At 69.0% G+C, this 12,151-nt stretch carries 7 protein-coding genes; 2 read left to right on the top strand and 5 right to left on the bottom strand.

The features are described from left to right. Window positions 1-10: 10 nt before the first annotated feature. Window positions 11-697 carry an alpha/beta hydrolase gene (locus MK177_05765; protein ID MCH2426825.1) on the top strand — a complete coding sequence of 229 codons (687 nt, stop codon included), beginning with the start codon at window positions 11-13 and terminating at the stop codon, window positions 695-697. A gap of 26 nt (window positions 698-723) precedes the next feature. Here MK177_05765 and MK177_05760 read toward each other — a convergent pair whose 3' ends face one another. The 3 genes from MK177_05760 to gltB are packed head-to-tail and all read right to left on the bottom strand — an operon-like array spanning window position 724 to window position 7,670. Further along, complete coding sequence (locus tag MK177_05760; GenBank protein MCH2426824.1) at window positions 724-1,575, bottom strand: glycosyltransferase; 852 nt, start codon at window positions 1,573-1,575, stop codon at window positions 724-726. Continuing rightward, entirely contained in the window at window positions 1,572-3,032 is a 1,461-nt protein-coding gene (locus MK177_05755) for a glutamate synthase subunit beta (protein ID MCH2426823.1), read from the bottom strand. Before MK177_05755 ends, MK177_05760 begins: the two co-directional genes overlap by 4 nt. A 9-nt stretch (window positions 3,033-3,041) precedes the next feature. Beyond that, window positions 3,042-7,670 (bottom strand): glutamate synthase large subunit, encoded by a 4,629-nt coding sequence (gltB, locus tag MK177_05750; GenBank protein ID MCH2426822.1) that lies wholly within the window; start codon window positions 7,668-7,670, stop codon window positions 3,042-3,044. A gap of 151 nt (window positions 7,671-7,821) precedes the next feature. Between gltB and MK177_05745 the strand changes: the two genes are divergently transcribed. Beyond that, window positions 7,822-9,081 (top strand): M18 family aminopeptidase, encoded by a 1,260-nt coding sequence (locus MK177_05745; protein ID MCH2426821.1) that lies wholly within the window; start codon window positions 7,822-7,824, stop codon window positions 9,079-9,081. A gap of 13 nt (window positions 9,082-9,094) precedes the next feature. Here MK177_05745 and MK177_05740 read toward each other — a convergent pair whose 3' ends face one another. After that, window positions 9,095-10,663, bottom strand: coding sequence for a TrkH family potassium uptake protein (locus tag MK177_05740; protein MCH2426820.1), 1,569 nt, complete (start codon window positions 10,661-10,663; stop codon window positions 9,095-9,097). Further along, a complete protein-coding gene (locus tag MK177_05735) occupies window positions 10,660-12,096 on the bottom strand; it encodes a hypothetical protein (GenBank protein MCH2426819.1) in 1,437 nt (478 codons plus the stop codon). The genes MK177_05740 and MK177_05735 overlap by 4 nt, the downstream gene beginning before the upstream one ends. Window positions 12,097-12,151: the final 55 nt, after the last annotated feature.

Raw genomic sequence — 12,151 nt, 5'->3', positions numbered from 1 at the left:
GGTTCGCCCGATGGCCGGCCCCGACGTCCTCATGGTTCACGGATTCGGGACCTCCTTCGCCACCACCTGGCTCGGAAACGGTTGGGTGGACCTGCTGGGCGATGCCGGCAGGTCGGTCATCGGGGTGGACCTGCTGGGCCACGGCGAGGCTGAGAAGCCGGTCGACCCCGAGGCCTACCGGGACCTCGAAGACCGGATCCTGGCTCGGCTCCCGCTCGATCCGGTCGACGCCGTCGGCTTCTCCGCCGGTGCGATGGCCATCCTCTGGCTGGCCGCCCACCACCCCGACCGGTTCCGGCGGATTGTGGTGGCCGGGGTGGGTCGCAACCTCTTCGTGTCGGACCGGGAGCGGGGTGCCGCCATCGTCGAGGCCGTCCGGACCGGGGCAGCAGGCGATCCCGAACTCCGCTACTTCGCCGATCTACCGGAGGACGGGAGTGCGGACAGGGCGGCGCTGACGGCCTTCCTGCAACGACCGGACCGTCGGACCTTCACCGTAGGGCTACTGGCCGGGATCACCGTTCCGGTACAGGTGGTGCTGGGAGACCAGGACTTCGCGGGGCCTGCGGACCCCCTCGTGGCGGCACTCCCCGACGCCACCCAGGTCATCCTGCGAGGGGTGGACCACTTCGCCACCCCGCGTGACTTCGGCTTCATCGATGCGGCCCTCGGGTTCTTGGACGCACGCCCCTTCTGACAGGTAGTGGCCCATCGCGCGTGGCGTCACGGTGGCCCGAACCGTCCCAGGGCGGCGTGGCGAAGGGCTCGGAACCTGGAACTGCCCGTGTGGTAGGGGCTCCTTACTTCCGGGCGCCACCACCCCACCGTCGACTCGAGGACCACCACGGCGGCGCGGAACACGGCGTTGTACCAGCCGAAGTGGGTTGCCAGCAGCAGCAGCGTGTTGCGGACCATGAGGTAGTCGATGAGGGCCGCTTCCGAGCCGCTCTCGGGGTTGTCGACCAGCGCACCCCGGACCAGGCCCACCTCCCATCCGGCCCGCCGGGCCCGGATGCCCAGGTCCGCCTCCTCGCAGTAGGCGAAGTAGCGCTCGTCGAAGGTGCCGACGTCGACGATGCAGGCCCGCCGGAGCGCCATGAGGGTGCCGTGGGGGTAGTCGGCCTCCTCCCAGCCGTCCGTCCCGGAGGCGGGCCCGCCTATGGGGCCGAGGTAGGGCTGGATCCTCGGCACCTCGCCGTCACCCACGTCCGCACAGGCCAGACCGGCCGACGGACGGGAGTCGAGCTCCTCCAGGAGCCTCAGCACGGTGCCCTCCAGTGGTCGGGCATCGTGGGGGGCGAGGAGGCAGAACTCGTGCGGTCCTGCCAGCCATCGGTCGAGGCCCACGTTGGCGCCGGGTCCGAAGCCCAGGTTGTGGCCCGTCCGGACAACCTCCACGTCATCGTCCAGGTCGAATTCCAGGGCGGCCAACTCGTCGGCTCTCGAACCGTTGTCGACCACGGTCACGGTGAGCTCGGCCTGCTCCCGGAACCGCTCGACGGTCTGTCTACAGGTGTCCCCACGGTTCCGGTGGACGACGACGAGGTGGGCGGTCGGAGACACCGCGTAGGTCAACGCAGCGGAGCCGCGGTAGGAGAGATGGGAGACGGGAGTTGGGTGGACCCGCTGAGGGACCGGTCCACGGCAGAGGCACAGGCACGGCCCTCCGCGATCGCCCAGACGATGAGCGACTGTCCCCGACCCATGTCGCCACAGACGAAGACGTCGTCCACCGTGGTACGGAACTCGTCGTCCCTGACCACGTTGCCCCGGTTGTCCAACTGGATGCCCAGGCCCTCGACCAACTCGTTGCGCTCGGGTCCGGTGAAACCCATGGCCAGGAGGACCAGGTCTGCGGCGAAGTCCACCTCGGACCCCTCGATCGGCTCGAAGGACATGCGTCCGTCCGCGAATACCTGAGCCACCCTGTGGGTCCGCAGGGCGGTGAGTCGCCCGTCCCGGCCAACGAACTCGGAGGTGTTGATGGCGAACTCCCGCACGCCGCCTTCCTCGTGCGCCGAGGAGACCCGGTAGATCATCGGCCAGGTCGGCCACGGGTTGCTCTCGGCCCGATCGTCCGGCGGCCTCGGCATGATCTCGAACTGGTGCACCGATCGGGCTCCCTGTCGGAGCGCCGTACCCAGGCAGTCGGCGCCGGTGTCGCCACCGCCGATGATCACCACGTCCCTGCCCTCGGCGTCGATGACTGCCGACAGGCTGTCGCCCTCCTGGACCCGGTTGGACCCCGGCAGGTACTCCATGGCCTGGTGCACGCCCTCCAGCTCCCGACCCGGAATCGGCAGGTCACGGCTCTGCGTTGCGCCACAGGCCAGCACCACGGAATCGAAGTCGGCCGTGAGCTGGTCCACGGACAGGCCCACGCCCACCGACGTGTTCGTGCGGAACTCCGTGCCCTCTGCCTCCATCTGCGCCAGGCGCCGGTCGAGGTGGCGCTTCTCCATCTTGAACTCCGGGATGCCGTAGCGGAGCAGTCCCCCGATCCGATCCGCCCGCTCGAACACGACGACGCCGTGGCCTGCCCGTGTCAACTGCTGGGCGGCTGCCAGGCCGGCCGGCCCGGACCCCACCACCGCCACCCGTCGGCCCGTGTTCTCCGCGGGGACCACCGGTGTTATCCAGCCCTCGGCCCAGGCCCTGTCCACGATGCTGACCTCGACCTGCTTGATGGTCACCGGCGGCTCGTTGATCCCCAGGACGCACGAGCCTTCGCAGGGTGCCGGGCAAAGGCGTCCGGTGAACTCTGGGAAGTTGTTGGTGGCGTGGAGCCGCTCGATGGCATCTCGCCAGTGGCCCTGGTGCACCAGGTCGTTCCAGTCGGGAATGAGGTTGCCGAGGGGGCATCCGTCGTTGCAGAACGGAATGCCGCAGTCCATGCAGCGGCTGGCCTGTTGGCGGAGCGAGTCGTCCGTGAACGGTTCGTAGACCTCCCGCCAGTCGCGGAGGCGGACCGGAACCGATCGCCGATCCGGGAGCTGCCGGTCGTGCTTGAGGAATCCCCGTGCGTCGCCCACGTCGGACCCCTATCCCCGGGTGGAGGCCATGACCGCCTCCACCTCGTCACGGCCGGAGGCCCTGGCGGCCGCGGCCGCCTCGACCACCCGCTTGTAGTCGGTGGGCATCACCTTCACGAACCGCAGGGCCTCTTCGTCCCATGAGTCCAGCAGGCGCTCGGCGACGGTGGATCCGGTCTCGAGGCGGTGGCGCTCCACCACGTTGCGCAGCCAGTCGGAGTCGTCGGCGTCCGGGGACTCTATGAGGACCATCTCCCGGTTGACCCGGGCCGGGAAGGTGCCCTCGGGATCGTGGACGAAGGCGATGCCTCCTGACATCCCGGCTGCGAAGTTTCGACCGGTCAGGCCCAGTACCACTGCCCGGCCGCCCGTCATGTACTCGCACCCGTGGTCCCCGATGCCCTCCACTACGGCCGTGGCACCGGAGTTGCGTACGCAGAACCGCTCCCCCACCCGACCCCGGATGAAGGCCTCGCCCGAGGTGGCCCCGTACAAGATGACGTTTCCGGCAATGATCTGGTCGGCGGCCACGAAGGGCGAGTCGGCCGGTGGACGGATGGTGATCCGGCCACCCGAGAGCCCCTTGCCGACGTAGTCGTTGGCGTCTCCCGTGAGGCGCAGGGTGATACCGCGCGGCACGAAGGCGCCGAAGCTGTTGCCCGCAGAACCCACGAGGTCCACCTGGATGGTGTCGTCCGGCAGCCCGTTACCGCCATGGCGACGTGTCAGCTCGTAGCCCAGCATGGTGCCGACCGAGCGGTCCACGTTGCTGACGGGGGTGGCGATGTCGACGTGCTCGCCCCGCTCCAGGGCTGCTTCTGACCCGGCGATCAGGTGCCGGTCCAGGATGTCGTCCAGGCCGTGGTCCTGGCCCTTCGTGTTGCGACGGTCGGCCGCGCCCACATCCGGGATGTGGAGTATGGGTGAGAGGTCCAGGCCGCGGGCCTTCCAGTGGTCTACAGCCCGGCTGACGTCCAGGAACTCGGCCCGGCCAATGGCGTCGTCCAGGTTTCGGAAGCCCAGGGCTGCCAGGAGTTCCCGTACCTCCTCGGCGATGTACTCGAAGAAGTTGACGACGAACTCCGGACGACCGGTGAACTTCTTGCGGAGTTCCGGGTTCTGCGTTGCCACCCCGACCGGACAGGTGTCGAGGTGGCAGACACGCATCATCACGCAACCCGAGACGACCAGTGGGGCGGTGGCGAACCCGAACTCGTCCCCGCCGAGCAGGGCGGCAATCATGACGTCCCGGCCGGTCTTTAGCTGGCCGTCCACCTGCACGACGATCCTGTCCCTGAGGTCGTTCAGGAGCAGCGTCTGCTGCGTCTCGGCAAGGCCCAGTTCCCAGGGCGCTCCGGCGTGCTTGATGGAGGTCAGCGGTGAGGCCCCGGTGCCTCCGTCGTGTCCGGAGATCAGGACCACGTCGGCGTGGGCCTTCGAGACGCCGGCGGCCACGGTGCCCACACCCACCTCGGAGACCAGCTTCACATGGATACGGCTGACCGGATTGGAGTTCTTGAGGTCGTAGATGAGTTGGGCCAGGTCCTCGATGGAGTAGATGTCGTGGTGGGGTGGCGGGGAGATCAACCCCACGCCCGGCGTGGAGTTGCGGGTACGGGCGATCCAGGGGTACACCTTGTGGCCCGGCAGTTGGCCACCTTCGCCCGGCTTGGCCCCCTGGGCCATCTTGATCTGGAGGTCGTCGCTGTTGACCAGGTACTCGCTCGTCACCCCGAAGCGTCCCGAGGCCACCTGCTTGACGGCCGACCTCCGGAGGTCGCCGTTGGCCTCCGGCGTGAACCGGTCGGGGTCCTCGCCCCCCTCGCCGGTGTTGGACCTGCCGCCGATGCGGTTCATGGCTATGGCGAGCGTCTCGTGGGCCTCGGCGCTGATCGAGCCGTAGGACATCGCTCCGGTGGAGAAGCGGCTGATTATCGACGGCACCGACTCCACCTCGTCGATCGGCACGGGTGGCTGACGGTCCTCCCGGAAGTCGAACATTCCGCGTAGCGTGGCCAGGCCTCGGGCCTGGTCGTCGACGAGGCTCGTGTACTCCTTGAACAGGTCGTAGCGACCTTCGCGTGTGGCGTGCTGGAGCTTGAAGACGGTCTCCGGGTTGAAGAGGTGGTACTCACCCTCCCGGCGCCACCGGTACTCCCCTCCCTCCTCGAGGGTGCGGTGGGCGCGCTCCTCCGGATTGTTGGGGAAGGCCGTGGCGTGGTGTCCGGCCACCTCGGCGGCCAGGACGTCCAACCCCACGCCACCCAGCCGACTGACCGTCCCGGCGAAGCACGCCTCCACCACCTCGTTGCCCAGGCCGATGGCCTCGAAGATCTGGGCACCGGTGTAGGACGCAACGGTGGAGATGCCCATCTTGGACATGATCTTGAGCAAGCCTTGGTCGAAGGCCCGGACCGTGTTGCGGCGGGCCCTCTCCGGCGTCATGGTCGTTGGAAGTCCGTGGTGGCCGGAGTCGACCATGGCGTCGACCGAGGCGAAGGCCAAGTACGGGCAGACAGCCGATGCGCCGTATCCCAGCAGCAGGGCCACGTGGTGCACCTCGCGGGCGTCACCGCTCTCGACAAGCAGGCCGACCCTGGTACGGGTCCTCTCCCGGATGAGGTGGTGGTGGACCGCACCGGTGGCCAGCAGAGACGGGATGTGGGCCAACGTCTGGGTCGGACTGCGGTCGCTGATGACCAGGATGTCCACACCGTCGGCGATTGCAGCCGTGGCATCCTGCCGGAGCCGTTCCAGGGCATGGGCCAGGCCCTCGCCGCCGCGGGCCACCTCGTAGCGGCCGTCCAGGACGCGGGTGGTGAAGCCGCCCGGGCCACCGTCTCCGTCGATTCCCACGAGGGCGGCCAACTCGGCCTCTGTGATGACCGGATGGGGCAGGTGGACCTGTCGGCAGCTGGCGGCCTCCGGGAATAGAAGGTTGCGTTCGGGGCCGACCGTGGTGCACACCGCGGTGATGAGCTCCTCGCGGATGGCGTCCAGCGGCGGGTTGGTGACCTGGGCGAAGAGCTGCTGGAAGTAGTCGTAGATGGGCCGGGACCGGTCGGACAGGACGGCGATCGGCGTGTCGGTACCCATCGAGCCGATGGCCCCCTTGCCGTCGCGGGCCATCGGGGCGAGGAGCACCTTGAGGGACTCGTGTGTGTAGCCGAACGCCTGCTGGCGTTGGAGCAGGGTGCCGTCGGCGGACAGCACACGGTCCCTGGCGGGGAGGTCGTCCAGGTGGACCAGGTTCCCGTCCAGCCACTCCCGGTAGGGCCGCGCCGAGGCCAGGCTGGCCTTGATCTCGTCGTCCCGGATGATCCGGCCCTCCGTGGTGTCGATGAGGAACATCCGGCCCGGCTCCAATCGCCCCTTCTCGACCACCTGGCTTGTGGGGACGTCCACCACGCCGACCTCGCTGGCCATCACCACCAGGTCATCGCTCGTGACCCAGTACCGGCTGGGCCGGAGGCCGTTGCGATCCAGGACGGCGCCGATCACGGTGCCGTCTGTGAAGGCGATCGAGGCCGGGCCGTCCCAGGGCTCCATGAGGGATGCGTGGTACTGGTAGAAGGCCCGGCGCTCGTCGGACATCTCGGTGTGGTGCTCCCACGGTTCCGGGATCATCATCAGGATTGCCTCGGGAAGCGGGTATCCACTCAGGATGAGGAGCTCTAGGGCCTCGTCGAACCCGGCCGTGTCGCTGGCTCCCGGCGTGCAGATGGGGAAGAGCCTCTCCAGGTCGCCGGGGATCAGGTCGGTGGCCATAAGTGCCTCGCGGGCCCGCATCCAGTTCCGGTTGCCCTGCACGGTGTTGATCTCGCCGTTATGGGCCACGATCCGATAGGGGTGGGCCAGCGGCCAGGAGGGGAACGTGTTGGTTGAGAACCTGGAGTGCACCAGGACCATGGCGCTCTCCACCCGTGGGTCCGTGAGGTCGGCGAAGAACGTCGACAGTTGGAGGGTGGTGAGCATCCCCTTGTAGACAATGGTCCTTGCCGAGAGCGACGGGAAGTAGACGCCCTGGGGCTCCGGGGACCGCCCGTCGCCGTCCAGTCGGACCTCGTGTTCGATCCGCTTGCGGACCACGTAGGCAAGGCGGTCCAGGGCTATGCCCGAGGGACGACCACCCTCGGCCGGGATGCCGGCCAGGAAGACCTGACGGAAGGTCGGTTCGGTGGCACGTGCGGCGCTGCCGATCATGGAGTCGTCGATCGGCAGGTCCCGCCAGCCGAGCACCTCCAGGCCCTCCTGAGTGGCTATCTCCTCCACCGCCGCGGCGGCCCGGTCGGCCGTTTCGGGGTGACTCGGGAGGAAGGCGATGCCTGTGGCGTACCGACCGGGCTCCGGAAGTTCGAAGGGCACCACCTGCCGGTAGAAGCCGTCGGGAACCTGGAGCAGGATGCCGGCGCCGTCACCGGTGTTCTTCTCGGCCCCGAGGGCTCCCCGGTGCTGCATCCTGCAGAGTGCCCCCACACCCAGTTCGATGATCCTGTGGCTGGCCGCGCCCCGTAGGTGGCAAACGAAGTTGACCCCGCAGGAATCGTGCTCAAACCGTGGGTCGTAGAGGCCCTGGGCCGACGGCATGTCGCGTTCGGCGTGGGCCGGCCGGCGCTGTTGATCGAAGTCGGCGGACATGTTCGGGGAGTCGTCTCCTGGGATCCGGGACCCTGGCGGGCCCTCTGTCTGGAGATCGCCCGGAACATCGTCGGTCGGAGCGATGGCCGGGAATCGTCGCCGCCTCATTGCTGGCGTCTCACGTCGGCCGTGGAGGGACCAATATAGGGCAATGACCGCCCCTGACAACGCTCCGGCACGCGATCTGTGCCGATACATAGATGCCTCGCCCAGCCCGTACCACGCCGTCGCCGAAGCCGCATCACGCCTGATGGCCGTCGGTTTCACGGAGCTCGGCCCCGACGACGATCCACCCGGACCCGGCCGGCACCTGGTCAGGTCCGGAGGAACGCTGGTGGCCTGGGCGGATGCCGGCCGGGCGCCTGACGCGCCGCTCAGAATCGTGGGCGCCCACACCGACAGCCCGAACCTGAGGTTGAAGCCGATCCCCGACCGGGGCGGCATGGGCTTTCGCCAGCTCGGCGTCGAGGTCTACGGCAGCGCGCTCCTGAACTCCTGGCTGGATCGGGACCTCGGGTTCTCCGGCAGACTGGCCGTACGGGACGGGAGCAGTGTCCGTGATGTCCTTGTCCGCGACGATCGTCCCGTGGCACGTATACCCCAGTTGGCGGTTCACCTGGACAGGGGCGTGAACGACAAGGGCCTGGTCCTGAACCCCCAGCAGCACCTCTCCCCCGTCCTCGGCCTGGGTGATGCCACGCCCGGCGCCTTTCCGGCCATGGCGGCCGCCGACGCGGACATCGATCCGGATGACGTCCTGGCATGGGACATGATGTTCCACGACCTGACGCCGTCCCGCCTCGTCGGCCTGCAGGAGGACATGGTGAGCGCACCGAGGATCGACAACCTGCTCTCCTGCCACGCCGGCACCGAGGCGTTGGCGGCCGCCTCCGCCGGCGAGGGTCCGGTCCCGGTGCTGGCACTTTTCGACCACGAGGAAGTCGGCAGCGTGTCGTCCACCGGTGCGGCCGGACCGATCCTGGATCGGATCCTCCGTCGGTTCGTCGGCCTGGCGGACCGACCGACGAGCGCCTCGGTGGTCTTCTCGGTCGACGGTGCCCATGCCACCCATCCGAACTACCCGGAGCGCCACGATCCCGAGCACCTGGTCTTCCTGAACGGAGGTCCGGTACTCAAGTTCAACGCCCGGGAGCGGTACGCCACCGACGCAATCGGTGCCGGGATCGTTCGGCTGGCGGCCGAGCGGGCCTCGGTCGACCTCCAGTCCTTCGTAAGCCGAGGCGACATGGCCTGTGGTTCGACTATTGGTCCGCCAACCGCAGCCGCGGTCGGCATGCGGACGGTCGACCTCGGGGTCGCCCAACTGGCCATGCACAGCGCCCGCGAGACCTGCGGTAGCGCCGATCCGGCTCGACTCCGCGATCTGCTGGTCGAGTTGTTCGCCGGCTGACCTTCGCCGTCGGTCAGCCCCGGCCCCGCCTACCGGCCCCGCGGAGGGATCGGTAGGGCGCTACGAGCATGAGCAGCATCGGGAAGATCTCCAGGCGGCCCACCAGCATCAGGACCGCCAGGACCAGGCGGGCCGGCGTCGAGAAGCCGTCGACGAACGAGGCCGTGGGGCCGGCCTCCCCGAAGGCCGGTCCCATGTTGCCCAGGGCGCCAACGACGCCACCCACGGCGGTTACCAGATCGGTACCCAGGGCGGCGATGACCATCGTGCCGCCCACAACCAGCATCCCGTAGATGACCATGAAGCCGGCAATCCGGGCGACGATGGTGTCGGGAACCGTGGCGGCTCCCTGTCGGACCGGCAATAGGGCTCGTGGGCGTCGGAATCCCCGCAGCGTCCTGTAGGCGTGGGCCATGCCGATCCGTAGCCGCATGACCTTCACACCGCCCGCCGTCGAGCCGGTGCACCCGCCGAACACCAGGAGGAAGAGCAGGACCATCTGCGGGCCGGCGGCCCAACGCACGAAGTCGCCGTCGCTGCCGGCCCCGGCGGCGTTGCCGAAGCCGCTGCTGGTACCGAGCGTGACCACGTTGAAGAGGGCCATGCGCAATGCCCGGGCTACGCCCATGCCGTCGATGGCCAGCATTCCGGTGACCAGCACCGTGCCGATTCCGAGGATGGCGAGGTAGCCGCGGAACTCGTGATCCGAGAAGTGCACGATCCTCCGGAGTGAGATGGAGCGCCCATGGAGGGTGAAGTTGGCCGCGCCGAGGACCATGGCGACAACCAGGACGAGTTCCACGCTGAGGCTGTCCCAGTGGCCGATGGAGCCGTCTCGGGTGGAGAATCCTCCGGTGGAGGACGTGGTCAGGGCGTGGGCCACCGCGTCGAACGGACCCATGCCGGCGGCCAGGAGCCCGACTGCGATGAGGGCGGTGAGGCCCGCGTACAACTTCCAGAAACGGGCTGCGGTGTCCCGGACACGGGGGGCCAGGCGATCCACGCCTATACCCGGGGCCTCGGCATCGATGAGGCCCAGGCCACTGGCACGCAAGGACGGCAGCACGGTCACCACGAGCACGACGATTCCCATGCCTCCGGCCCACTGGGTGAGCTGGCGGTAGAGGAGCACCCCGGAGCCCTGGGCGGCGATTGGGTTGTGACCGCCGAAGACGGTGGAACCTGTACAGGAGTACCCCGAGACCGACTCGAACAACGCGTCGGCCAGCACCACGGCCCACGGCCTTCCGGCGACGGCGAAGGTTCCGGCGAAGAGGTATGGCAGTGCCCCGAACGCCGAAGCCACCAGCCACGTCGTCCCCACCGCGGTGAAGATCGAGGCGTGGTCGAGGGCGCCGGGCCGAGTCGGCCACCAGAGGGCCATGCCGCCGAGGGCCGTGGCCAGGGTCGCCAGCAGCAGGGCGTTTCCGGCGGTCCCGTCAACGTATTCGACGACCGCGGAAAGCAGCATTCCCACGGAGATAAACAGCAGCGCGAGGCCGGCTACATGCGCCGTGGTGCTGCGGAAGCGGCCCTTGAGCGGGCTCGCACTCTCTCCTTCCACGGCACCTGCGTTCCTCATCCCGTTCGCCTCCGGAATGCCCGGATCCGACGTCCCAGCCTGGCCCGATGGCGTACAACGGAGATTGCGCTGCTGGCGGCCACCATCGCCGGGTAGATCGACAGTCGGCCGATCACCATGGCCGGGAGGATCGCCAGGCGGACCGGCGCAGACCAGTCAGTCGGGTCCAGCAGCGAGCCGTCCAGGGCGCGTACCGGTCCCCCGGTTGAAATCGCGTGGACAGCGACACCCAGCGCCGTCGCCAGGTCGAGGCCCAGGGCGGCCACCACGGTGGCGGTGGCGAACAGCACGCTCACCACCAGGAACTGGATGACCACGATCCGGGCGAGGGTTGACTCGGATGCGACCCGACCCCCCAGCCGCACCTTGGAGACCACCCGCGGGTGGAGTTGGCGGACCATCTCCCTGAGGGCGATCTGGAGCAGGGCCCTGTGCCTCAGGATCTGGAAGCCACCGCCCGCCGAACCGGTCATCGGGCCGATCGACACGAGGCCCAGGAGGAGCACGGGTGCCGCTGCCGCCCAGGTGCCCGCCGGCGCCGACGGGAAGCCGGTGGTGGTCAGCGCTGCCGTCACCGTGAAAGCGGCCCGTCGGATGCCGTCCGGTCCGGAGCCGTCCGTCCATAGGAGGAGGAGACCGGTCCCGACCACCAGCAGGCCCAGATAGGAGCGGAGTTCGGTCGAGCGGAGGAGTCCCCGGGAGCGTCCGACGACCAGGCGCCAGAGGACCACCAGGCTGGTTCCGGTAACCGCCATGCCGACGACCGCCACCCACTGCACGGCGGGGTCCGTGAACGGGTCTCCGTCCACCATCCCACCGGTAGACGCCGTCGCCATGGCCACCAGGAGGGCGTCGAATACGCCCAGCCCGGCCAGGGTGTAACCAACCCAGGTTCCGAGCGAGACCGCGCCGTGGACGTAGAGGATGTTGCGCACCGCCGTGCGCTGGTTCGGCGCCATGGGTCGGCGTCCGTGCAGCCGGGACCGGTCCGCGAACTCGCGCTCCGCACCGAAGAACGGGAGTACGGCGACGGCGACCATGAGGGCTCCCAAGCCGCCGATCCACTGGCTGCCCGCCCGGAGGAAGCGCCCTCCGTGGTCGGCCGAGTCGGGTGTCACGGTCCCGAGGGCGGTGGTCGTGAGCCCGGCGGTCGCGTCGGTCACGGCATCGACTACCGAGCCCGTCGTCCCGACCAGCAGGTGCAGGACCGCGACCATCCCAACCAGGAGCAGGAGGCAGGAGGTGGCACCACCCAGGACATCGGCGTCCCGGATCCGCTCGGCTGGGCGGATCCGGCTGAGCAGGAACGTGGCGGCCAGGCCGGCCAGTCCACCGAGGGTCAGGAGGAGCACGGTGTCGTCGCCGTTGCCGAGCATGTCGGCCAATCCCGAGGTGGTGGACAGGAGCGAGAAGAGCCCCGTGGCAACAACCACGGATGTTGCAGCGGAGGTCGTCCACGATGCCCAGGGCGGCTCCGACGCCCCCGCC

Source organism: Acidimicrobiales bacterium (assembly GCA_022452145.1).
GTDB lineage: Bacteria > Actinomycetota > Acidimicrobiia > Acidimicrobiales > MedAcidi-G1 > UBA9410.
Note: the sequence above shows the minus strand (reverse complement) of the source record. Positions and strands in the feature narration are given on the sequence as shown.

Excerpts from the sequence above, each read along its gene's own strand:
- gltB (MCH2426822.1), bottom strand. The coding sequence starts at position 7,670 with ATGTCCGCCGACTTCGATCAACAGCGCCGGCCGGCCCACGCCGAACGC.
- MK177_05765 (MCH2426825.1), top strand. The coding sequence starts at position 11 with ATGGCCGGCCCCGACGTCCTCATGGTTCACGGATTCGGGACCTCCTTC.
- MK177_05740 (MCH2426820.1), bottom strand. The coding sequence starts at position 10,663 with ATGAGGAACGCAGGTGCCGTGGAAGGAGAGAGTGCGAGCCCGCTCAAG.
- MK177_05745 (MCH2426821.1), top strand. The coding sequence starts at position 7,822 with ATGACCGCCCCTGACAACGCTCCGGCACGCGATCTGTGCCGATACATA.